This window comes from Rhizobium sp. CRRU65 (genome assembly GCF_048551595.1).
In the GTDB taxonomy this organism is placed as follows: domain Bacteria; phylum Pseudomonadota; class Alphaproteobacteria; order Rhizobiales; family Rhizobiaceae; genus Rhizobium; species Rhizobium leguminosarum_J.
The window spans coordinates 417,868-441,397 of record NZ_JBLYZH010000002.1 but is presented as its reverse complement, the minus strand read 5'-3'; the positions used below and the strand labels follow the sequence as shown (position 1 = coordinate 441,397).

The 23,530-nt window shown below is 62.6% G+C and carries 21 protein-coding genes; 10 read left to right on the top strand and 11 right to left on the bottom strand.

The window, feature by feature from the left end:
* The first annotated feature begins 239 nt into the window (after window positions 1-239).
* The 10 genes from ACM5SV_RS05320 (at window position 240) to ACM5SV_RS05275 (ending at window position 12,801) form a co-directional block, all read left to right on the top strand.
* Complete coding sequence (locus ACM5SV_RS05320) at window positions 240-830, top strand: hypothetical protein (RefSeq protein WP_012763615.1); 591 nt, start codon at window positions 240-242, stop codon at window positions 828-830.
* A gap of 288 nt (window positions 831-1,118) precedes the next feature.
* Window positions 1,119-1,496 (top strand): hypothetical protein, encoded by a 378-nt coding sequence (locus tag ACM5SV_RS05315; protein ID WP_128439129.1) that lies wholly within the window; start codon window positions 1,119-1,121, stop codon window positions 1,494-1,496.
* Window positions 1,497-1,706: 210 nt separating this feature from the next.
* Window positions 1,707-3,665 (top strand): DUF4384 domain-containing protein, encoded by a 1,959-nt coding sequence (locus ACM5SV_RS05310; protein ID WP_017996879.1) that lies wholly within the window; start codon window positions 1,707-1,709, stop codon window positions 3,663-3,665.
* A gap of 23 nt (window positions 3,666-3,688) precedes the next feature.
* Complete coding sequence (locus tag ACM5SV_RS05305; protein WP_221990795.1) at window positions 3,689-5,305, top strand: caspase family protein; 1,617 nt, start codon at window positions 3,689-3,691, stop codon at window positions 5,303-5,305.
* On the top strand, window positions 5,302-7,815 hold the full coding sequence (locus tag ACM5SV_RS05300; protein WP_419425108.1) for a trypsin-like serine protease: 2,514 nt from the start codon (window positions 5,302-5,304) through the stop codon (window positions 7,813-7,815). Before ACM5SV_RS05305 ends, ACM5SV_RS05300 begins: the two co-directional genes overlap by 4 nt.
* 13 nt (window positions 7,816-7,828) lie before the next feature.
* On the top strand, window positions 7,829-9,013 hold the full coding sequence (locus ACM5SV_RS05295; RefSeq protein WP_419425107.1) for a serpin family protein: 1,185 nt from the start codon (window positions 7,829-7,831) through the stop codon (window positions 9,011-9,013).
* Between the two features lie 42 nt (window positions 9,014-9,055).
* Window positions 9,056-11,461, top strand: coding sequence for a protein kinase domain-containing protein (locus ACM5SV_RS05290; protein ID WP_012763621.1), 2,406 nt, complete (start codon window positions 9,056-9,058; stop codon window positions 11,459-11,461).
* Between the two features lie 271 nt (window positions 11,462-11,732).
* Entirely contained in the window at window positions 11,733-12,044 is a 312-nt protein-coding gene (locus tag ACM5SV_RS05285; protein WP_011655309.1) for a DUF982 domain-containing protein, read from the top strand.
* 174 nt (window positions 12,045-12,218) lie between these two features.
* Window positions 12,219-12,500, top strand: coding sequence for a type II toxin-antitoxin system ParD family antitoxin (locus ACM5SV_RS05280; RefSeq protein WP_017996885.1), 282 nt, complete (start codon window positions 12,219-12,221; stop codon window positions 12,498-12,500).
* Window positions 12,490-12,801, top strand: a complete 312-nt coding sequence (locus ACM5SV_RS05275; protein ID WP_222017106.1) for a type II toxin-antitoxin system RelE/ParE family toxin — start codon at window positions 12,490-12,492, stop codon at window positions 12,799-12,801. Before ACM5SV_RS05280 ends, ACM5SV_RS05275 begins: the two co-directional genes overlap by 11 nt.
* A 268-nt stretch (window positions 12,802-13,069) precedes the next feature.
* Here the strand turns inward: ACM5SV_RS05275 and ACM5SV_RS05270 are convergent, their stop codons facing one another.
* The 11 genes from ACM5SV_RS05270 to ACM5SV_RS05220 are packed head-to-tail and all read right to left on the bottom strand — an operon-like array spanning window position 13,070 to window position 23,408.
* Window positions 13,070-13,948: an FHA domain-containing protein gene (locus tag ACM5SV_RS05270; RefSeq protein WP_017996887.1), complete on the bottom strand. Its 879-nt coding sequence runs from the start codon at window positions 13,946-13,948 to the stop codon at window positions 13,070-13,072.
* Window positions 13,949-13,950: 2 nt separating this feature from the next.
* Window positions 13,951-14,853: a type II secretion system F family protein gene (locus ACM5SV_RS05265; protein WP_012763624.1), complete on the bottom strand. Its 903-nt coding sequence runs from the start codon at window positions 14,851-14,853 to the stop codon at window positions 13,951-13,953.
* A complete protein-coding gene (locus tag ACM5SV_RS05260; RefSeq protein ID WP_012763625.1) occupies window positions 14,853-15,716 on the bottom strand; it encodes a type II secretion system F family protein in 864 nt (287 codons plus the stop codon). Before ACM5SV_RS05260 ends, ACM5SV_RS05265 begins: the two co-directional genes overlap by 1 nt.
* A 10-nt stretch (window positions 15,717-15,726) precedes the next feature.
* Window positions 15,727-17,625, bottom strand: a complete 1,899-nt coding sequence (locus tag ACM5SV_RS05255; protein WP_222070615.1) for an ATPase, T2SS/T4P/T4SS family — start codon at window positions 17,623-17,625, stop codon at window positions 15,727-15,729.
* Between the two features lie 20 nt (window positions 17,626-17,645).
* Complete coding sequence (locus tag ACM5SV_RS05250; RefSeq protein WP_017996888.1) at window positions 17,646-18,602, bottom strand: Flp pilus assembly protein CpaB; 957 nt, start codon at window positions 18,600-18,602, stop codon at window positions 17,646-17,648.
* Window positions 18,599-19,537, bottom strand: coding sequence for a hypothetical protein (locus ACM5SV_RS05245; RefSeq protein WP_113547797.1), 939 nt, complete (start codon window positions 19,535-19,537; stop codon window positions 18,599-18,601). Before ACM5SV_RS05245 ends, ACM5SV_RS05250 begins: the two co-directional genes overlap by 4 nt.
* Before the next feature lies 1 nt (window position 19,538).
* On the bottom strand, window positions 19,539-20,219 hold the full coding sequence (locus ACM5SV_RS05240; protein WP_128449875.1) for a TadE/TadG family type IV pilus assembly protein: 681 nt from the start codon (window positions 20,217-20,219) through the stop codon (window positions 19,539-19,541).
* The gene (locus tag ACM5SV_RS05235) at window positions 20,191-21,828 is read right to left on the bottom strand and encodes a TadE/TadG family type IV pilus assembly protein (RefSeq protein ID WP_017996891.1); all 1,638 of its coding nucleotides are present in this window, start codon (window positions 21,826-21,828) and stop codon (window positions 20,191-20,193) included. The genes ACM5SV_RS05240 and ACM5SV_RS05235 overlap by 29 nt, the downstream gene beginning before the upstream one ends.
* Window positions 21,825-22,622: a TadE/TadG family type IV pilus assembly protein gene (locus tag ACM5SV_RS05230; protein WP_017996892.1), complete on the bottom strand. Its 798-nt coding sequence runs from the start codon at window positions 22,620-22,622 to the stop codon at window positions 21,825-21,827. The genes ACM5SV_RS05235 and ACM5SV_RS05230 overlap by 4 nt, the downstream gene beginning before the upstream one ends.
* A gap of 5 nt (window positions 22,623-22,627) precedes the next feature.
* Window positions 22,628-23,191 (bottom strand): A24 family peptidase, encoded by a 564-nt coding sequence (locus ACM5SV_RS05225; protein WP_221995798.1) that lies wholly within the window; start codon window positions 23,189-23,191, stop codon window positions 22,628-22,630.
* 13 nt (window positions 23,192-23,204) lie between these two features.
* Entirely contained in the window at window positions 23,205-23,408 is a 204-nt protein-coding gene (locus tag ACM5SV_RS05220) for a hypothetical protein (protein ID WP_003548168.1), read from the bottom strand.
* Window positions 23,409-23,530: the final 122 nt, after the last annotated feature.

Genomic DNA, 23,530 nt, shown 5'->3' with positions numbered 1-23,530 from the left:
ATGATTTTAGTCCGATCCGGCTAAAAATCTGAATCCTGTTCTCAATTAAGGTTAGTGCATGATGTCGTCCGAAAACCGATCACACTTTTCGGCATCATGCACTGTTACCGTCACGCTTTTCAAAAATGGTAGGCTAGATATCACTTCTCAGCAAGCCGTTGCTTTCCAAACGATTTGGAGATCTGCGCGGGCGATAGTACAAGATCATCGTCTCGAAGATTCGTCGGCAGGGAATGCTTATGCTGGAATGGAACGGTGACGAACTGGCGCTCGATATAAGCTTGCTGGAGCAGGTTCGCGCCGCGAGGATAGATTTCTCAGACCGCGTCTGCGCTGCCTCAGCCAGCAAGGACGACAAGCATCTGGCGCAACTGCGCTCGGAGCCGACCTACCTGATGGCCGAGTTCCTCTATTCGATGAAGGTCTTCGGCATCAGCACCGCCGAGGACATCGAGCGCTTCGCCGATCTGCACAATGATTACGTGGTTTCGCTGACCCGCGATCCGGCCAAGCTGCAACGTCTGGGGCTTTCACAGGATCGTGCGCTCGCCTCGATGTTCACCGCCGACACCAAGCCGCGGCTGATCCAGAACTGGGCTGACAAATCAGGCGCGATCGACCAGTCCAATCTCGCCCGTTTCCTTGTTGCGGTGATGTCGAGCGAGACCTGCCGCAAGACGTTGATCGATTTCGAAACGGCAGGCTTCATGCAGCGCAAGCGCTCGCCCTACGGCACCATGGTCGTCTGGTCGACCGGAATGATCGAGGAGATCTTCGGCGAGATGCTGCGCGATCTGCGCCTCGGCTTGCAGCAATTGAAGATCCTCTGATGCATGTCGCCCGGAAGTGTGCGGCGGTGGGTCAACGACATGCATAAAACAAAGAGCGAAAGCGCCGCTGCCAGCCGATTTCAACCCTCCCAACCGATTGGCACTGTGCGCCGTTGCCTTCCTTTCGGCCTCTCCCTATTCTCGGGGCGCCTATGCATGTCGCCCGGAAGGGTGCGGCGGTTCCGGGAGAACGACATGCATAAAAACAAAGAAGCACGTCGCATGAATCAAGTTTGATGCGACGTGCTTTTGTCGCGCAGTGGCGCCAATAGGACGGATTTGACGACGATGACGAAATCCTGGCTCATAACCTTGTCGATCGGCCTTCTGCTGACGCTGCAGACGCCGCGGCTTGCCTATTCCGGCCCGGCCGAGGACGCGCTTGCCGCGCGGAACCCCTCACTTGCGGCGCTGCGCCAGCATGACGAAAAGGCCTTTGCTGCGGCGACTGCAATCATCGCCGAACAAGAACGCGCCAAGGGGCTGGCGCCCGGTGAGGCGAAGCTGCCCGATGCGACCTCTCCCGGCCGCGACATGGGCTCAGGCCCCGGCAAGGAATTCACGGTCGACAATCCGGATATTCTTTGGCTCTACAATTCCTCACCCGAAGGAATGAGCGACCTGATCTCGATTTTGAAATCAGCCGGGCAGAAACCCAAGAACTAACCATCTCCCTGCAGTTGAACGGACTATAACAGGCCCCGGTTATGCCAGAGCGTGAGTCTTGCTCACGTCTTTGCCTTGTGGGATTCTTGGCGGCTCCAAATAATTTGTAACCCTCCCTCAAGCAAGACAGGCAAAGCCATCCCAATTTCGCCAGTCAGTGCTATTCTCATCTTCAACACAGTGTGAGATGTTCGAAGAGGAGGTTTTCCAATGCCGAACCGCAAAGCCATCTTGGCAGCAGCCACCTTTCTTTCGTTCTTCTCGGTGGTTCCCGCCGTCGAGGCGCAGAACGAACGCACATTGACCGAAGCGCCGGCGCAGACCGGGCCCGTCAGCGTCACCTTCGATCGCGCTGAAGCCAAATACGCCATCGGCGAAGTTGTCGGCCTCTTCATCCAGTCGACCGAGAACGCCTATGTCACGGTGCTGAATGTCTCGCCGAATGGCGCAGTCGTGAAGCTTTTCCCGAACAAGTACCAGACCGACGCCCTTGTCGGCGCCGGCAAGCGCGTGCAGGTGCCGGATCCGGCAAGCGGCGCCAAGCTGCAGGTTTCAGGCCCGGTCGGTCAGGAGCAGATCAAAGTCTTCTATTCCTCCAAGCCGCTGAACATCTTCGCCGATCTCGGCGGCAGCGGCGGCGGCATGTTCCGCTCGGTTGACGGCGGCATGGATGCCGTCTCCCGAAGCCTTGAAGAGGCCCGAAGCCTCGGCACCAAGATCAGCAGCAAGACGCTGATGTTGACGACGGTCGATAGTCCGGCCGCTGTCCCGCCCGTCGCAGCCGCCCCCGCAGCAAAACCCGCGCCAGTCGAGCAGGCTGCAAAGCCGCCCGTTGCGCCGAAACCTGCAGTCGCTCCGAAGCCGAAGCCGGTGACGAAACAGGAAGTCGCCAAGAAGCCGGAAACGGTGGTGGAAAAACCGAAGCCTGCAGCTCCGAAAAAGGTCGCGCCGAAGCCCGTCGAGCAGGCAGCACAGCAGCCGCCGAAGAAATACAAGATCGTCACCAACCTGGCGCCCGGCCAGGAGCTTGCCGCCGACGAACTGGAGCTGATCGGGCCCGCCGATACGACTTCATCCACCAAGCCGACCCAATATAAGCAACCGACGACGCAGTATAAGCAGCCGGCCCAGACGTCCCAGACGAAGATGCCGAAACTGCCGATGCCACAGATCAAGATGCCTCAATTCAAGCTTCCCGGCGGCTTCAGCATCAAGATGCCGCAGCTAAACCTCGGCCGTTCGGCCGAACCTGGCCAGGCAGGGGAAGAGATCGAGGTAGCAAACGCCGATACGCCTGTTTGCACGGCTCTTCTTGATAAGCTGAACACCGCCGTTGCCGCCAAGGATATCAGTGCTGCCGCGTCTGAGGCTGATGCGATCGCCGTCAGCGCCGATTGCGGCCAGTTCCAGGTGAATGCCCAGCGCCGCGTCGCGGCCCTCAGGCTTTCGGCTGCCCAGGAGATGATGGCCGCCAACCAGCCGGTCGCCGATTACGAGCCGTTGCTTGTCGCCGCCGACAGCCCGCAGGTGCTCTGGCAGGCCTCCGCCACACTCGGCGAAATCTATTTCTCCTCACGCCGCTTCGCCGATGCCGCCGCCGATTACCAGCAGGCGATCGAGATCATCAAGAACGAGACCCGCACGCCGAAGGCGCCACCGGCCGAGACGATCTCCGATCTCATCCAGCGCGCCGCCCAGGCCCGCATCCTTGCCGCCAACCCGACGAGCGACAATCCGCAAGGCAGTTTCGTGCCGGCCGAGAAGGATCACCGCAGCGGCGTGCTCGGCGGCATCTATTCCGAGAATGTGCGCGGCATCGTGCCGGTCTCCATTCCGGTTCCGATCACCTTCGACTTCAACAAGTCGAGCTTCACCTCGATTGGCACCGAAGCCGCCGAGGAGCTGCTGGAGGCGCTGAAAGAGCAGAAGCCCGGCCGCATCATCCTCATCGGCCATACCGACCGGCGCGGCGGTGACGACTATAATCAGAAGCTTTCCGAACGCCGCGCCCAGGCCGTCGCCGACTTCCTGAAGAGCAATGGCCTCGACGCGACAATCGACGCCGAAGGCCGCGGTGCATCCGAGCCGGTGGACGTCACCGCAACCGCAAACCTCACCGAAGACGATGTCGATGCGCTGAACCGCCGCGTCGAATGGCGCCGCGAGTAGCTGAGGCGGGGAGGAGCTTGGCCATGACCGCATTCGTTTCCATGGCCGCAGCACTTGCCCTCCTCACCATGGCGGCCACCGATAGCCTGGCAAGGGTCATCGAGGCGCCCGAGCGTGGTGCGGTCAGGGCCGTGCTGATCGGCATCGACCTCTACCGCAACGTTCCGCCGCTGCACGGGGCCGTCGCCGATGCCGAGGATCTTTCGCTTTCGCTGCGTTCGGTCGGCGTCGAGGACATGACGCTCTTGAAGAATGGTGCTGCCGACCGCGAGGGCATCTTCCACGCGATCGAGGCCGTGACCGAAAGGGCAGGGCCTGGCGATCTCGTCGTGCTCGGCATCGCCGGTCACGGGTCGAGCGAGCCGGAACGAGTCAAGGGTTCCAAACCGAGCGGCCGCGACGAGGTCTATGTGCTTGCCGGCTTCGACACCCGGCTACCGGGTTCGCGCGAGCGCATCTTCGGCGACGAATTCAAGGCGCTGATCCGCAATCTAGAGACCAAAGGCGCCGATGTCGTCTTCATCGCCGATACCTGCCATGCCGGCGGGATGACCCGCGACGTCGATCCGCGCGGCGCCGAGATCACCTGGCGTCAGGCGCCTTCCTATACGATCGAGGAGGACGATCTCGCGCCGATTTCGACCACGGCGGATGCGCTGTCCACCGGCTTCGATTTCAAGCGGCTGACTTTTCTCGCCGCCGTCGACGAGAACACCAAGTCGCCCGAGATATCAATTCCCGGCATTCCGCAAAAACGCGGCGCGCTGAGCTATGCCACCGCCCGCGCCTTCGAAGGTGCGGCCGACCGCAACGGCGACGGCGCCGTCAGCCGCCGCGAACTGTTCGAATATGTGCGCCAGGCGGTCTACCAGTTCACCAACCAGCGGCAGAACATCTTTACCGAAAGCCCGCCCGGAACCGATCTCGACCGCGCGGTCGTCTATCATTACGAAGGGGCGGGGGCCCAGGCGGCGGCGGAGAAATCAAACACTCCGCTGCCCGCCGAGCCCGCACCGATCAGCGTTGCCGCCCTCGGCTCCGATCCGGTGCTGCAGGGGATCGACGCCGCCGTCACGCCGTTCAAGCTGACGGAAGGTGCCGATGCCGAACTTGTCTTCGATCCCGCAAAACACGAGGCGATTGCCGGCGGCGATGTCGTCGCCTCCGCCATCGGCGCCGGCGACATGCCTTTCGTCGTCGACCGGATGGCCGCGCTCGATGCGCTGAAGCGGCTCTCCGAGACCAACCCGCAGACCGTGCGCGTGACGCCTTCCGATACCGTCCATCGTGAGGGTGAACGCGTCGGCGTCACCGTTTCGGATCTATCAGGCCGCAAGCTCGTGCTCTTCGACGTCACGGGCGATGGCACCGTACAGTTCCTCTATCCGGGCGAGAAGGAGGTCGATGCCGAGATGTCTGCCACCTTCGATCTCGACCTGTCCGTCGTCGCCCCATTCGGCACGGACCTGCTCGTCGCCGTCACCTCTAAAACGCCGATGCCCGAACTTCTGGAGTTCCTGAAGCAGAACGACAGGCGCCGCACCGCCGGCAATATCGCCAAGCGCCTCGGCGAATTCCTGCCCGAGGGCGCGCGCGTCGGATTTACGGTCCTCTATACCTCCGCCGGAGCCAAGCTATGAGCACGTCGATCAGCAGGGTCCTCAATATTGCGTCCGTCATGCTGCTTCTGGCCACTCCCGTGCTGGCGCAGCAGGATACTGATTTCGCCGGCGAGGATGGCGGGCGGGTCATCGGCGGCCAGGCGGCCAAGAAGGGCGAATGGCCCTGGCAGGTGAAGATCCTGGCGCCCGATCCCGAACAGCGCGGCCGCTTCGGCGGCCATTGCGGCGGCTCGCTGATTTCGCCGCGCTGGATATTGACGGCCGCCCATTGCGTCACCAGCGGCCGCTCCGGCAAGCAGGATCTCTTCGCCCGCGACCTGCTGATCGTCGAGGGTAAATCGAAGATCGACAAGGTGATCGCCGTCGACGGGCCCGACAAGCCGGGACTGGCCGTGGAAGACGTGATCATTCACGAGGATTTCGACCGCAAGGTCTTCGCCAACGACATCGCGCTCATCAAGCTCAGCGAGCCCGCCAAATCGAAGCCGGCGATCCTTGCCTCGGCCTCGGACGACGAAGTGGAGGCAGCCGGCCACCCCGCCGTCGTCACCGGCTGGGGCTACACCAAGGCCGATCACGGCTGGGACGACAAATACCTGCCGACCGAGCTGCAGGAAGTGGAACTGCCGATCGTCCCGCGCGAGGACTGCCGCGCCGCCTATCGCGACAGCTCGATGCGCATGAACCCGATCGACGAGCGCAATGTCTGCGCCGGTTATGCCGAAGGCGGCAAGGACGCCTGCCAGGGCGACAGCGGCGGGCCGCTGGTCGCCCAGCGTCCCGACAAGCGCTGGATCCAGCTCGGCATCGTCAGCTGGGGCGCCGGCTGCGCTGAGGCCGAGCACTACGGCGTCTATACACGTGTTGCCGCCTTCCGCGACTGGATCGCCGCCAAGACCGACGGCGACGTGCCTGATGTTGAAGGGCCCGCTGCCAATGATCAGGTCGCGTCCACCACCAGTGGCGGGATGAAGCAGAGGAAGTCCGGACAGGAAGAGGCCAATCTCGCCATCACCACCCCGCCCGCCGGCGATGCAGCACCATCAGGCACGACCGAAACGCCCGCCGGCAATATCCCGCCGGCTGACAAACCCGTCGCCGACGAACCCGCCGTGCGGCCAGCAGTCGTCCAGACGCCGGTGATCGAAAGCAAGCCCGGTGACCGCGCGCTGTTGATCGGCATCGACGACTACGAGATGCGCGAGGCGAAGCTGACCGGTTCCGCCACCGATGTGAAGGCGATGCAGGTCTTCCTCGCCAAGACGCTCGCCTACCGCCCGGAGCAGATCCACACGCTGACCAACCGCAAGGCGACCCGCGAGGCGATCCTTGCCGAAATCGACGACTGGCTGGTGCGCCAATCGACGCCCGGAAGCCGCGTCTTCCTCTATTTCAGCGGCCAGGGCTCTGAAGAAATGGGCGCCGAGGAAACGACGAGCCCGACGCTGGTGGCCGTCGATGCCAAGCTGGTGCGCGAGGGCGGCAAGGTGACGGTCACCAACCAGATCCGCGAAACCGAGATCGCCGCAAGGCTGAACAGCCTCAAGGATCGCCGCGTCACGCTGCTGATCGATGCCTGCCATGTCGGGCCCGGCAGCCGCAGCGCGGTGGCCGCACCATCCGGCACCGTGCGTTGCCTCGGCCCGGCGCTGGCAGGGCTCGAACCGCCGAACAAATCAGGCAAGGAAGCGAAATTCTCCTTCGGCGGCGAAAACGCCATGGTCTGGTCGGCTGTCAACGCAGGGCAGTGGGCGCTGGTCGATAGCGAGGCCAAGCCACCGCTTGGCGTCTTCACCCGCCGCTTCATCGAAGGCGTGCAGGATGGCGTGGCGCGCGCAGCCGACAAGCCGAATGTCAGCAATGCCGCTTTGCTCGATTATGTCCGGCGTAAATCCGACGAATATTGCCGGACGCATGCGGGAGATTGCCGCTTCACGCCGGTGCCGCAATTTTATGGCCAGCCGGATGCGCTCGGCCGGGATGTCATCACCGGCGACGAGGCGAAGACGGCGGTCGCCGCCGTCGAGAATACGCTGAAGAGCGACAATGAGGCGGGCGTCGCCGTCGACGTCCTGCCCGGCACTGCGGTCAGCATCGGCGACAAGGTGGCGATGCGTGTGTCCACCAAGAAGTCCGGTTACCTGATCCTGGTCGATATCGATGCCTCCGGCAAGCTGACACAGCTTTTTCCTAACAAGCGCTCGATGGGGCTGAAACCATCAGCCAAAAGCGGCGACAACCGGCTCGATCCGGCCCGGCCGGTCGTCGTGCCCGATGCGCGCAATCCCTATACCGGCTTCGAATATGTAGTGGAGGGACCGGCCGGCGTTGGCATGGTCGTTGCCATCCTCAGCGACAAGCCGATCGAAGTGCTCGACCTGCCCGACGTGCCGACGCCGCTCGTCGGCCAGCGCGCCGCCTTCAACTATGTCTACGATCTCGCCCGAAGCCTCAGGATCGTCGGCGACGACGAAACCGGCGCCCAAGGCAAATGGTCGTTCGATTCCAAATTCTATCGCATCCGCTGAACAGGAGCGAACCATGCCGAAATCCACTCTGCTGGCGGGTCTTGCCGCCGTTCTGATGGCGCTTGCCGCGGCCGCCCATGCCGGCAACTCCGGTGACAGCAAGGCGATGCTTGCAGCACAAGCAGGGCTTGCCGCCGAACTCATCGATCGCACCCTGGCAAAGGAGGGTGCTGCCAATATCATGGTGTCGCCGGCAAGCCTTGCCGCGGCACTCGGTCTTGCAAGCCTCGGCGCTTCCGACGAGGGCAAAGCCTCGATCGCCAAGGGCCTCGGCTTCGGTGGCGAGGTCAAGGGACCGGAGACGGCGCTTGACGCAATGACCCCCGGGAAGCCGGCGGCTGCGGATGCGCCGTTGACGACGGCGGTCGCGATCGTCTTCGACGACAAGCTGGTGCTCGTCCCCGATGCGCTTTCCATGCTCGCCCGCCACCGGATCAAGCCCTCGATCGAGGATCTCGACGGACCGAAATCGGTCGAGCACATCAACGGCTGGGTAAGCCAGGCAACGCGAGGCGCCATTCCTGTCATCCTGGACTCTCCGCCCGGCGGCGGCTTCGTCAGTCTTGGTGCGCTCTCCTTCAAGGCGCGCTGGAAGACGTCTTTCGAGAAGGAAAGCCCGGCAAGCCCCTTTCAGAGGCCGGATGGATCGACGATTTCGGTGCCGATGATGCATCTTGCCGGCGATGGTCAGAAATTCCGCGTCGACGAGAAATTCACTGCCGTCGATCTTGCCTATGCCGGCGAGAGCTACAGCATGGTCGTGGTGGCGGCGCGCTCAGGCAAAGGTGTGGCCGGCGCGGACCTGAAGACGCTCACTTCCTGGCTGCAGGGAGAAAAATTCGAAGCCGCCAAGGGCGAAATCTTCCTGCCCCGCTTTTCCCTGAACGACGGGCGTGATTTGATGCCGATACTCAATGCGATGGGCGTGACGCCCGAGAAGGCCAAGGATGCGGGTTTCCCGGGTTTCACCAAGGAAAACATCCGCTTGTCGCGCGTCCTTCAGAAGACGATGATCAAGGTTGACGAAAACGGCACGGAGGCGGCGGCAGCCACGGCTGTTATCACGGAACGCAGCATCGATCCGAAGCTTGTCCGCGTCGTGGCCGATGCCCGTTTTGCCTTCGCGCTTCGCGATACAAAGACCGGCCTGCTGCTCGCTGCAGGCCTTATCGGCGATCCATTACTGGCAGGCGAATAGAGTTCGGTTTCATGAATGTAATGAATGCAGGGGGACACGTGCATGAGAAGTGATCTGATCGCCCGCTACACGATCGGCGAGCCGGTCTACGAGAACGAGTTCATCGTTTATCCGGCCCAGGACAAGCGGATGGACCATGCGGTCTTCATCGTCGCGCCCGATATGGCGCTGAAACTGGACAAGGCTCGTTTCGAGCGGGTCTGGACCTCCATCAACGAGGCCAAATCGCTGACGGCGCGGCGCTTCGTCGAGATCGAGGACCTCATCCCGCCGTCGCCGGAAGACGACAATTTCTACATCGTCGAGAAGCGGCCGTCGAAAACGCTGCACCAATATCTCGATGAAACGGAAATGGTAGCTTACGAGCGCGCCGTGGAGATCGGCCGCCACATCCTCGAGGGGCTGGCAACGCTGCACGGCGCCGGCTACGCCCACAATGCGCTGACGGACCAGTGCATCTACGTCTCCGAGGATTATTCCGGCCTGTCGGTGCGGATCGGCAACCTGCACCTGATCTCGAAGATCGGCGAACACATCATCCCGCCCTATGTGCCGGAATTCGGGGCGCCGGAAATCTATGCCAGCGGCACCTTCTCCGCCTCATCGGCACTCGATATCTACGCAATGGGCATGATCGCCTACAAGCTCTTCCTGCCGCGGCAGACCTATGCCAGCGTCTTCGACAGCGTCATGGTCTGGGAAGACGAGCATCAGCGCGAGCAGAGCTGGAAGAACATCCATCTCGACCCTTCCAATATCTTTCCCCGCCTCGACGTGCTGATCCCAGGCTTTCCCGAGGGTCTTGCAAGTCTGGTGGAAAGGATGCTGAGCCGCGATCCAAGCGCGCGACCGCGCACGGGCGCCGATGCGCTGGGCGAATTTGCCCGGGTGACGACAGGCATCCAGCCGATGTCGTGGGATCCGCGCGGCGGCATGCAACAGCAGCAGGACGCCCCGAAGCCGAAAAAATGGACGCCTCTCAAGATCTCCATGATCGCCGCACTGCTCTTGATCTGCATCGGCGTCGGCGTCTTCACCATCCCGAAGCTGCTCGCCCCGGATCCAAAGCTCGTCGCCGATGTCGGCACCTGGAAGAAGGAGGCAGAAAGCCGCAAGCAGAAGGCGATCGCCGCCAAGGCGCCGGAGCGTCCTTCCGGCGATCAGGCAAAGCTCGCCTATGATACCGGCGCCGCGGCGCTGACATCGGCCGATGCCCTGCTCAAGGATGAAGATTACGAAAAGGCGCTTCCGGGCTTCCAGACGGCAGCCATCAATCTCGGCAATGCGCTGATCGGCATCTCGAAGGAGAACGCCGAGAAGGCGAAAGCTGCCGCTTCGGCCGCCGGCGGCGACAAGGCGCCAGGTTTTGCCGAGGCTGACGCCAAGATGAAGACTGCCGCCGATGCCGCCACCGCAAAGCAGATGCATGCCGCCGTCGATGCCTATGACGCGTCGAAAACGACGTTTGACGAGCTCGCCAAGGCGCTAAGCGCGCTGACGGCAGCCGAAAAGGACGCGGCGGGCAAACGCGAAACCGTCAATCGCATCGGCGCCGGCGATAGTCCCGATGTCGCCAAGGCGACCGGGCTGATGACCGATGCCAAGGCCAAGGCAGAGCAATGGCAGATGCCGGCCGCGACATCTGGCTATGGCGACGCTGCCAAGCTTTTCGATGCCGTCATCGCCGATGTCATGGCGGCAAAGGACGAGGCGACGGCGCTGAAGCAGAAAGTGACCGATCTCAGCGCCTCGATCGCGACCCGTGCAGGTGCTGCCGATCCGGCGCTTGCCGCACTCGCTCCGAAGATCGGCGAGGCCGACGGCCGCTACACCGCCGAGGCCTATAAGCTCGCGGTCGTCGCCTATCAGCCGATCCTTGCCGATCTCGAGGCGCTGTCGGCGCGCGGCTTCTGCCCGGTTTCGCAGACGCTTGCCTTCGAGACCGTCCCGGCCGGAAGTTATTCGCTGGAGAATGTCCGGCTGATGACCTCGTCGATGAAGGAAATCGGCGGCATGCTCGGCGTTGCCAACGACGCCGTGAAGATCGACAAGTCCTTCTGCATGCAGACGAAGGCCGTCACCCGTGCCGAGATGGCGGAATATTACACCGCCAATTCCGATCCCGCCGCCGCACAGGCCTATGGCGACAATCCGCAGCAGCCGGCCGACGACGTGCCGCTTGCCGTGGCGCAGAACTATACGGCCTGGCTGTCGAAGCAGCTGAACGCCCCCGTCCACCTGCCGTCGGCGACGGAGTGGATGGCAAGTGCGGCGAAGATCACCCAGGAAAAGCTGCCCGATAACGGTGATATCATCCTGCAGTGGAGCGCCACCCCCTGCGAAGCCGGCGGCAATGTCGCCTTCATGGCGCAGGAAGGTTCGACCTTCGTCGTCTGCTCCGATGCGTCGGCCGGCGGCATTTTCCGCGTTACCGCCGAATTGCGGTGAGCGGTCGGAAGCGTGGAGACTGATTGGGGGAGCGGTGTGCCGCTGACACGGGGCAAGGTAATCTGTTGCAAACCCAGAATGCGTCCATCAAGGCGACACCTGTCGACGCAGCGCGGGGCGGATCAACATAAGGTCGTAGGCGCCCTTTCTTCATCATTCGACAGCTCGCGCTCAAGGGGTGCCACTCGCAAGTTTTCAATTCCACATTTCAGAATACGCGCGTATATTGAAATTGGGACTGCAATATCCGTGCCTTGAGGGGTCGAGGACAATGTGCTGGAACACATCATCAGCATTCACGCCGGTAGGGTTTGCTTTGCGAGGCCCGGCATCTCGCAAGATCGTATGGACGCTGGGCGACGCGGCGCGTCTCCTGATCAACGACTGGCCTTGCGATGACGGCGAGGAATATGTGGCTGCAGTCAAAGCCTGCGTCGACGCATTGAGCGGCAAGATTGCCCCGGAACAATTCCGGGAAGCGCTTCTGCGTGCGGCCGATGAGGCCGGTATCGCTGCCCTATCGCTCGTGCGGCAGGGAGTGGGAGAGCGACGACCGGACCTTCCCTCAAGCGCGCAAAGATAGTCCGAGCTTCGAGGGCCAACCGCCTTTCGCCGTCACGTTTGCGCCAGTTGCAAACATCGTGGCGTCTCCGACGATTTGATCGACCCTCGTTGCTTTATTGCCCGCCTCGAAATTTCTTGGCAGGGGTGTCTGGCGGTGGTAATAATTCCTACCATAAGTGTATGGAGGTGAGTTATGGCCAATGTTGAGAAGATCAGCGTCTCAGTGACGCCGCAACATGCCGACTTGCTGCGTGACGCTGTTGGAAGCGGTGCCTACGCCAGCGCCAGCGAGGTCATCCGCGAAGCGATGCGCGATTGGTCCGCCAAATGGCAGCAACGCAGCGGCGATATCGAAAAGCTGCGCGAAATGTGGGCCGAGGGCAAGGCGAGCGGAACTGCCTCGCCAGTTGATTTCGATGAGATGCTTGCGGAAGCGCGGCAGGAACTGAAGGCTGCCCGCGGACATGGCGGTTAAGCTTCTCTGGACGCCGAGGGCGAGAGTCGACGTCAAGCAAGTCTTCGTCGACATAGGCAAAGAGCAGCCCCAGGCGGCCGAGCGGTATTTCCAGCAGTTCCGCTACAAGGCCGGCTTGCTTATCGATCATCCGCGTCTTGGCGAGCGCCACCCCGAGATCTTCCGCACCGCGCGGATGCTAGTCGAAGCGCCGTATGTGATCCTGTACGAGACGCACCCCGACACGGACGAGGGCGAGGTTGATGCGGTCGAGATCATCCGCGTGGTGGATGGCCGGCGCGATCTGGCGGCGCTTTTCTAGGAATTTGAGGTGGACGAGGATAGAGGCTGTCGCACACCCTCAAAGGCGGCTTAAAATCCGTTCACACGCACGCACAGGTCCACACACACCGGGAATCTCTATGCAATAACTAAATAAATTCAATATGATATCGCATGATGCAACTGACTTTGAGATAAAGGTCATCGCCAGTATTCCGGCAAGTCCTTGACATCGCTACCCGGCTCGCGCGGCATCGATGATGAACAAGCCACATTTGTATGTCAGCGAGCAGCCGCAAGACTGGCGGTCAACGGCGCGCCGGAGGCTTCACCGCGGCCCGCCGCTGCAGCGCGAAGCGCGCTGCCGAGCAGTTGACATCGGGAACGAGATCGTAGGTCTGTTGGTAGAGGGTCAGCGCCAGCGTTTTGTTGCCGCGGTTTTCCGAGGCAAGGGCTGCGAGTGCCGTGCGCTTGTAGGCCTCGACGATCGGCTCGGCGGCCTTCGCCAGCGCGGCGTCATCAGACGGTTCGGCGGCAAGCGAAAGGGCGGCATAGGTTGCGTCGCCATCCCTGCCGACACGGCCGCCGACTGCCCCGTTGAAGCTCGCCTCCGAAACCTGGCGCATGCGCCGGGCATTCTTGATGCATGTCGGAATGCGGCCGGCTTCCGCATTGATGCGTTCTGCCGTTGGGCCACCCTCCGCGCTGCCGCTGTCGGAGAGGATTACGTAACCGATGATGCCGACGATGGCGAGATAGGCGACACCCATGCCGGCGAGGAAGGCCGGCTGCTTGAGGAGCGACTTTTTCGGCTTGTCGTCACCTGCCTTGGAAGCCTCCTTCTTCGGCGCCTCCTTGGCGGCGGCCTTGACGACGAACTGGAATTCGACGTCCTTGCCGAGGCGGAAGCTGTCGCCGGCTTTCAGCGAGGCCGTCTGCAGCAGGGCTTCGCCGCGCAGCATGATCGGGTTCAGCCCCATGCGGCGAATGATGAAGCCGCCGTCGCTCTGCCGCTCGATGCGCGCATGGATCGGCGCAAGGAACGGATCGTCGACGACGATATCGGCATTAGCAGCCCTGCCGATCGACATTTCCGGCCGGTCGAGCACATGGCTGCGGCTCTGGCCACCGGGACCGGTCTGCAGAAGGCTTGGTTTGTTTCCGCGAAAGAAGGAAAAAAAGGCCATGATCAGAACATCCCACTCGACATCATCTCGACAATTGCAGGCGCCAGTACCAGAAGCAGGATCGACACGACGATCATCATCGCCGGCATGACGATCTTGGCCTTCAGCTTTTCACTGGCCCTGTCGGCCTTTTCCCAGCGCCGGAAGCGTAGGTCGCGCGCATGTTCGCGCAACAGCTCGACGCGGTTGCTGCCCTCGACTTCGCCCTGAATGACGGCGCGGATGACGCGGATGACCTCCTCGGCGGTCATGCGGCGCTCCAGACGTTGCAACGCCTCGATCATGCCGGTGCCGAGCGCCACGTCCTTCAGCGTCTGTTCGATCTCCTCGCTCATGACAGTGCCGGGTGCGGCTTCGGCATAAAGCCTCAGGCTTTCCGGCAGCGTCGCCTGCGCCTGCTGCGTCATGACGACCAGATCGAGGAAATAGGGAAATTCGCGCGAAATGCGTTCCTTGCGGTCCTGCGCCTTGTCGTCGGCGACGACCCAGAAATAGATCGCGGGGATCAGGCCAAGGATCAGCCCGGCCACGAGCCCGCCGATCACGCTGCCGCTGGCAATACCGAACAGCAGGCCGAGCACGACGAAACCGAAAAGGCTTAAGACCACGAGAAGCGCGATATATTCCCGCCCCGTGACGCCGCCGAAGGGCCGGCCGCCATAGATCAATTTCTGCTCCAGCTGCGCGCCGTAATCAGCCAGGAGGGTCTCAAAATGCGTCAGCACGAATTCGACCGGCGTGCGCATGCCGATGCTATCGACGATATTCGGCGGCGGACCATCGCCGCCTGCGGACCGGCGCACCACCTGAATGCTGCCGAGCATATCGCCTATCCACCAGACGAACAGCGCAGCGGTGATCCCGGCAAAGACGATGGCGATCGGGGCGAGGGGTATCTGAGACATCAGACCGACACCTTCATCATCGAGCGCATCCAGAAGAAACCGGTCGCGTAGAGAATGGCGCCGACGATCGCGATGACGATGCCGATGGCGTTGCCGAACACCTTGTCGATCAGTTCCGGCTGGCCGAAGAAGATCATCAGCATCATGAACAGCGCGCCGCCATTGACGACGCGAAAGTTCATGCGCGCCTGCGACGACGAGGTCGTGATCTTCTGATCGAGCTTCCAGATTTCCTTGAAGGATTTCGACATTTCGGTCAGCGGCTCGGAGATGTCACCGCCCTGGCGGGCAAAGAGACCGAGGGCTGCATCGACCATCTTGAAGTGCAGGCTCGGCACGTTGCGGCCGTGGCGGTCGAGCGCCTCGACCAGGCCGATGCCGAGCTTCTGTTCGCGGGCGATGCGCTCGAACTCGCGCGAGGCCGGCATCTGGCCGGTATCGGCTACCGCATTGACGGCGATGGCGAGCGGCTTGCCGGTGCGCACCGCCGAGACGATCTGGTCGACGGCATAGGGAAGCTGCGATTCGATCTGCAGCCAGCGACGCTGCAGAAAATAACGGATCATGCCCTTGGGGAGGAAGATGGCGACCGGGATGGCGATGACGATGCCGAAGATCGGCCCGAAGATCAGCGAAATCACGATGAAGACGACGATCGCCGTGATGCCGTAGGCAAGGATCATCGTATAGGGTGGAACGGCATCGCGCCCGAAGACCTGCGCCGCCTCGCTGGCCAGCGCAATGTCGCGTTCGGTGGCGCGCAGCAGCGGCGCCGGCCAGCGCACCGGCGCGCCCCAGACGAGCAGCCCCGCCGTCACAGCGCCGAGGGCGACCGTAAAAATCTGCAGAATGCTGATATTCATCGCTTCCCCCTCAGACGAACATGTCCAGTTTTTCGATCTCGCCGTCGTCGTTGAACTCGACGAGCTCGGCGACGAAGCTCGGCAGGTAGCCGGTGAAGGCATGCACGGCCTGGCCGCCGGCACGGCCGACGAGATTGAAGATCGGCTCAACGATGATGAGGCCGGTATCCGGATCGATACCGATCACCTCCGATATTTCGGTGACGGCGCGCCGACCATTTGCCAGGCGGTTCAGCTGCACGACAAGTTCGACCGCGGCAACGATCTGCTGGCGGATCGCCATGACAGGCAGCGAGCTCTGCCCCTGCAGCACCATCACCTCCAGGCGGGTCATCATGTCCTGCGGCGTATTGGCATGCGCCGTCGTCATCGAGCCGGCATGGCCGGTGTTCATCGCCTGCAGCATGTCGATCGCCTCGGCGCCGCGGCACTCGCCGACGATGATGCGGTCGGGACGCATGCGCAGCGCGTTGCGCACGAGGTCGCGGATGGTGACGCTGGTCTCCGACTCCGCCGTCTTCGGCCGCGATTGAAGATAGACGACATGAATGCCGTCGAGCTGCAGTTCCGACGTGTCTTCGACGGCAACGACGCGCTCGCCCACCGGAATGAACTGCGACAGGCTGTTCAAGAGCGTCGTCTTGCCGGAGCCGGTGCCGCCTGAGACGACGATGTTCTTGCGGGAGCGGACGGCCGCCTCGAGGAAGGCGCGCATCGGCTCGCTGAGCGCGCCGGCGGTCACCAGTTTGCTGATATCGAGCCGCGACTTGCCGCCGAACTTGCGGATGGTGAGGCAGGCGCCCTTGACCGCCAGCGGCGGAATGACGGCGTTGACGCGAGAGCCATCCGGCATGCGGAAGTCGGCCATCGCCTCGCTCTCGTTGATCGAGCGGTTGGAATCGACGGCGATGCGCTCGATCACCTTCATCAGCTGCCGCTCATTGGCGAAGGCGAAGGGATAGCGCTCCAGCAGGCCGAATTTTTCGACGTAGATCTCGTCGTAGCGCGTCACCATGATTTCCGAGATCACGTCGAGATCCATCAGCTCGGAGATCGTTCCCCAGCGATACATCAGCTCCTCGATGCTGGAGCGCAGGTGCATATGGGCGATCTCATAGCGGTCACCGGCGTTAAAAAGCGCTTGCCGAGACTGGAAAGCTGCGCTGAAACGGGTGTCGAGCTGGGCAAAGTCCGCGCGGGTGGATTCGAAGTTGAGCTTGAGCTGCAGCGCCGAAATCAGCGCCTTGCCGACGTCGAAGAGGCGGCGATTGTCCTGCTCCTCGCGCGACAGGCTTGCGGCATTCGACGATGCGTCGCGCCGCCCCGTTCGGGCAATGCGTTTGGCCAGCCACCGATAGACGGCGTTCTTGATGACAAGGATGACGAGATCCTGCTGTGCTGCATCGAGCGCCTCCTTGATGAACATGTCGAGGCGTTCGCGGATGCGGTTTCGCGTGTCCTCGCGGCCGAAATCGGCGGATTTCACCAGCCGGTCATATTGCGTGTCCTTCAGCAGGCGTTCGTGGATTTCCATCTGCAGGGCGAGCACGCGTTCCTGATCGGGAAATTGCGTCACCACCTCGGCGGCCGCGGCCGGCTCGACGAGTTCGATCGTGACGTTCGGCACCCAGATCGACATGCCGGCCGAGACCGCAACCGGCGTGCCGGCCCGAAGCGGCTGATCGTCGACCCGCGTCGGGTTGCGTCCGTGATGCTGCACCGACCATCCCTGGCCGGACTTCCGCAGCACGAATTGCGGCGAAGAGACGTGGCTGCCACGCAACCGCACGACCCCCGCGCCGGCGGGCAGCGTCAGCGTGCTGGCCTCGCCGACGAAATAGGTTTCGTTCGCCGAGAGCGGGATGACCTCTCGACCGCTGCCGTCCTCATAGGAAATCTTCAACAGCATGGCTTATTCCCCCGCGACGGTCACATGCGCGTCCAGTTGATGCTCGGCAGGTCCTCGACGGTATTGTCGGCCGGATTGCGCAGCACGAGGTTCAGGCTGCCGTTCGACTGGCCCATGGCAAAAATCAGCATTTCAGCTTCCGACGGTGTCACTTCGACGGTCACATTGTTGTAGGTGCTGTTGGCCTTGGTGACCGCACCCTCCGCCGTCGTCGCCGCGCCGACAGCCAGAACCTTGACATTTTGCAGGAAGGTGCGGGTGACGACGCGGGTACGCGAGCTGATGCCGAGTTTATAATCCTGCGCCTGCTTGCGGTAGGCGTTGACGTCGTTCTCGTCGGCACCGGGATACTGGGTGAGATAGTTCTTCAGCATCTGTTCGACCGGCGACTGCGGCTGGGCTGGAGCCTGCGGCTGTCCGGCTGCGGGCGGCGCCTGGCCCGGCACGGCAGGCTGACCTGGCACGGCAGCGGGCTGGCCGGGAGCTCCCGGCTGGGTCGCGGCGGCCGGCGCCACGGGCTCGACCGGTTCGTCGACCGTGCCGAGGATGTCGACATAGCTGCCCGGCTCGACGAAATGGCCGACGGCCGCGGCCGCGTTGACGGGAAGGGTGAGCGCCCGCTTGCCGGGCGCGATCATCGTCGTCAGGCGTCCGCCATCGGTATCGTCGAAATACTGGAAGAGCAACACCGAGCCGGCCGGAATATCGCTCGCGGCCGTCCTGTCCTTCAGCCATTCCTGATAGGCGCTGGCGGCGGGAACCGCGAGTTTGGCCAGCGCCCCGAAGCTTTCCGGCAGCATCACCGGTTCGGCGAGCATGTCGGGCGTGATCGCCTGTCCTCGCGTGACCTTCCTGTCGGGCTGGAGCCGCATGAAGGCATAGGCCACCTGCTCGTTCTTGACGCTCTCGGTCCAGAAGTAGAGCAGAACGCCGGTGATGAGCCCGACGATGACAGCCGCGATGAGCTTCCAGTTCATGGTGTTATTCCTTCGACGAAGGGTTGCCTGATTTGAATGACTTCGACGGTCCGGCCGTCGGTTTTGCTGCGAGTGTACAAGACATTGGCCTCGACGCTGCCGCGCCGGCCATAAAGTGCTGTGACCCCGCCGCGCTGTGCCGGCGGCGTCTCGATGGTAAAACCGTCACGGGCAAGCAGATCGGCGCGTTGATCGGACCAGCGCACGGCCGACAGCGTGCCTTTCGACACGACCGTGCGCGACGTGTGGCTTTGGTCGCGATCGCCGATATCGCTCAGCACCTCGACACCGGCCGGCGGACGCAGCGACATCGGCAGCTTGCTGACATCGGCGGGGGCCGCAAAGGCCGGCAGCGTCGAGGCAACATCCTCGAAGCGGCTCATCAGCACCTCGGTCCTCGGCGCATCGGCGGGACGGCGGATCATGATCGAGACGCCCGGGATCGGCGCTCTTGCCGAAGGATTTTTAGGATCCTGCCGGCGGAGATAGTCGAGGGCCGCCTCGCCGTCGCCGTCGAAGAACCGCACCACCACGGCGAGATCGTCGCGGATGCGGCTCGTCTTCGGGACGATCAGCATGTTGGCGGCAATGACCGCGGTCAGTTCTTCCTTGTTATCGCTCCTGGGCAAGGCCGGCCTTGTATTGGCGGCCAGCACCCGCAACCATTCATCGGTGATATCGGAAATGCTGCGATCGCTCTGGTAGGGCGTGAATTCAAGCGGCTGGCCGTTGATGACGAGATCGCGCGGCGCCCGCTCCGGCGCGCCGAGGATGCCGGCCAGCATCGAATTCAGCGTCACTTTGAAATCCTTGTAGATTTCGGCACGGACCGGTGTGGCCACGGCGACGGCGAGCCCGATCACCAGCACCAAACCAGTGAGATGGCCGGCGAGGTGACCGGCGAGACGAAAGGAGATGCGCGCGCCCTGCATCATCTTATTTCGCTCCCGGGAAGACGCCGTCGAACAGATCGCCGGAATCGTCGGCCACATCGCGGATTTCCCGACGCAGCGTCGGATCGTAGCCACGGCGCGTGGTATCGTTGTTGTGGGAGGCAAACAGCGTCGAGTCATCAACCGTGAACGCGTCCTTCCAGCGGAGGCTTCTGATCGTATCGAGATCGTCGGAATCCCTGAACTTGTAGACCCGGTCCGCCGTCGCGGTGACGAGCTGCGGCTTCTCATTGGCGAGGTCGCCGACCATGTCGCCGAAATCGCGGCCGTCGCTCTTCAAGGTATTTTGCACGTCGTCCCAGACAAAGGTGCGTTGCGGGTCGCCGTCGCCTTCATGCGATGGCGTGCGCGCGCAGCTCATGGCGTCGCCCCCGGGCAGTGCCGGCAAGGCCGGGATCGGGAAGACGTTCGAGAAATCCGACGTGCAGTCCAGCCCATTCGCCTCGGCGAAGGCGGCGTTGCGCATCGCAAGCATGGTTCCTACCTTCTTGGTGGAAATCTTGTTGGCGTGGATGACGAAAATCACGATCAGCAGGATAACCGGCGCGGCGAGCACGAATTCGATCGAGGCGAGACCGCGCCTGTCGCGGTGCAACCGCATCAGCAGCCCGCGGCCTGGAAGACCGCCCATAGGCTCAGTGTGTGTTGACGGCAGCCCAGGCATTGGCTCCTCCTCGGTCGAAGACGCGGGTCAGGCCGGTAAAACTGTCGGCCGCCGGGCTCTGCTTGATGGTGTTCGAAACCTCGCCGATATCGTCGGCGAGCGTGGCGGGCGCAAGCGATGCCAGCCAATCCTGTGTGTAGAGGTCGAAGGCCGTGTAATTGTGGACCCAGCTCTGTGCGAGCGCATAGGCCGAAGGTGTCTTGTCCTTGAAGATGCGGATCTGCAGCCTGGCGCGCGGGGCGCGCGAAACGATCGCCAGCGTCTGGTAGTCGTCGAGTTGCTCGCCGCCGAAAGGCGTGAAGTTGAAAGGTGTGCGTCCCTTCAGCCAGTAAGGCTTCGGGAAGGAAACGACAGGCAGTGCGCCTGCCATCGAAATCGCAGCACCCGCCGGGCTGCACACCCCATCCCAGATCGTGTCGAACTTGCGGGTGAAATCGTTCTCGTCCTTTGTCTGCTTGTCGGAATAGCGCGGTGGCTTGTCGATCGGCAGCTGAAAGGGGTTCACGATGCCGAATTCGATGCCGAAGAATTCCTCGGCGATAAAGAAGCTGCCATCGAGCAGCAGTTCCTGCCACCAGCTGAGATCGCCAAATTGCTCGATGATCGCCTTGAACGGGATCTTGCTCAAATAGGCCGGGCCGAAGGCTTCATAAAAGATGTAGAAGTCCACTAAAGCATCGTCGATGCCGCTCTCGTGATTGACCCAGTCGCGGATATGGCTGCCGTCGACGCCGCCTGCGGTCAACGGACCCTTGCCGTTGGGGAAGCCGCGATTGGCAAACTCGCCGCGCATGAGGAGCGGGTCCTGCCCCTGGGTGCCATAGGTCATGGCGAGGCACATTTCAGCATAGGCTGAGGCGGGATTGATGCCGTCGCGATCGACCGGCAGGTTACCCCCGGCGCCCTCTCCGGCGTTGTTGCAGGACTCGCACGGCGGATGGAAGACGACATGATCCGACTTGTTCAGGCGCACCAGATGCAGGGCTTCGTTGCCGACCCGCTGAGGAAAGCTCTCGACGAGGTAGTCGTTGAGATCATTCATGGCGTCGATGATGTCGCTGGACTTCACGATGAGGCCCCAGGGATCATAATCGATCTGTGCTTTTACTGTATATGCAATCGCCTTGGTGGCTCCTATCGCCCGGACCCCCTGGAACGCCAGGCAAGCACCGTAGATGATGCCCCCGACGACCGGGACCTTCTGCCAGCCCGGGCAATGGGGCATCGGCGGCATCGGCGGCAGGAGCGACGCCGGGCCCAAGCCTTCAGTGAAAGAATATTGGGCGAGTTTCGCCAGAATGGCGGTCGAGCGCAGGGCCAGTTCCGCCGTCGTCAGCTGGAAGGCGACCGAGGTCGCCATGACGACGGTTGCCTGCGAGGAGGCGACGTTGTTCATCGCCATGATGTTGAGATAGCGGGCTTCCCAGTCGGCGTGGACGAGAGCAGCAGCGTCGGCCGTGTCTTGCGTGCGCTGCTTGTCGTAGATCATCTGTCCCGTATTCAGGATCCAGACGATCATCAGGGCGAGCGCGATCGTCATGTAGAGAATGATCGGTGACAGGAAACCGCGTTCGTCGCGGTGCAGGCGCTTGATCAGGGTCGGTGTCATAGCAGGTTCACCTCCGCCGTCGAGATCGTGTAGTAGCGGCCGTCCTTCCTCTGGCCGCGGGCAAACACCCAGCCGGCATATTCGAGCAGCAGGAAGCGCGCTTCCACCTTGGCGGTAACAGGCACATGCGGCGAGCGGTTGATGGCGGCATAGAGCGCCATCGGCGCGCGGTCGACGGTCACGGTGACGTTTTGCGGGTCGAACATATAGCGGGCCTGGTTGCGCATCGCCCGCCAGTTCTTCGAAAGCCCGGAGGCATCGGCAAGGCTTTTCAGCGCATCTTCCGGCGGCTGGCAGGCGCCGACGCATTTCAGCTGGTCATAGGGTGCGGCCGGGATCAGCGCCAGACGGGCGGCAAGATCGGCCTTGCCGGCGGCAGCGTCGTCATCGCAGGTCTTGACGTCGATTAGGCTTCGCAGCGTGATCGGCAGGGCCGGGCAGAAATAGACGCGGGCGCTGCGGGCCGCCGCATAGGCGGCATAATGGGTGAAAAGGTGGTTTTTCGCCAGGATGGTGAACTGGAAGACCACGAACATGAAGAAGACGAAGACCGGCGTCACGAGGACGAAATCCATCATCGTCGTGCTGCCGGAGATATCGCCGTGCAGCTCCGATATCCGGCGCCGGCGGGCGGAAAGCCGCGGCAGCAGCAGCATCGAGGCAAGCAGCAGCATGGCGATCGCAAAGGTACCGAGGAGCGCGCCGTGATCCTGAGGGACCCAGAAGGTCCGCGAGTGCAGGATCGAACTCCAGAAGGCACCGTCGAAGATGGGGCGTTCGAGTTCCGCGCGCATTGCCGTTACCTCACGAATGAAAGAGGGGTGAAATCGGGCATGAAAAGGCACCAGAGAAGTCCGAGAGCGGCGGCAACGCCGAAGCGCACGGTATGATGTGTCTCGCGCGGCTTCAGCACCGAAGCGGCGTCGCGGAAACCGGCGGGCAGGAGAAGCGCAAACAGTCCGACCGTTCGGGCCAGCACGCTCCACTGAACACGCCGCGCCATGGAGAAAACGGCGATCACGCCGCCGACCATGAGCGATGCAAGGGTGACGTCGATGGCGGGCCAGAGGCCGAGAATGGCGCCGAGCGCCGCCATCAGCTTGACGTCGCCGCCGCCGCAGCTTCCGGCTGCGAAGGCGATGAAAAAGATCAGGCCGGCTGCAAGGAGGCCTGCGAAGGCAAGCCCTATTCCTGCGAGACCGCCGCTGACTGCCGCCAACATGAACCCGCCAAGCAGGCAGGGATAGGTGACGGCGTTCGGGATATGACCGTGGCGATGGTCGAGCACCGCCGCGGTCATGGTGCAGGCGACGGCAAGAGCCGCCGCTGCAGGCATCAGGGTCAGATCATAGGTCGTATCCATGATCCCGACCCGCTTATTGACCCGGCTCAGGAATTCTCTCGGCATCCGAGAGCGCCGTGTTCTTTTCGTTGAACCATTCGCCGATCTGCTTGCCGAATGCGAGCAGGATCAGCATCAGCGGGATGACGATCAGGGCGACGGCCAGGACGATCTGGGCCATGTCGCCGCGTTCGTCCTTGTGAAGTGCAATTGCGAGAGTCTTGAGTTTACCAAACATGTGAGTACTCCTCATTCCCAGGTTTGTTTCGGTTCGAAGCCTTGGTGAAGATGAACCAAGCATACGCTATCGATCCGAACGAGCATGTTGCTCGATCCAATGATACTTTCTGCTTCAGCTTA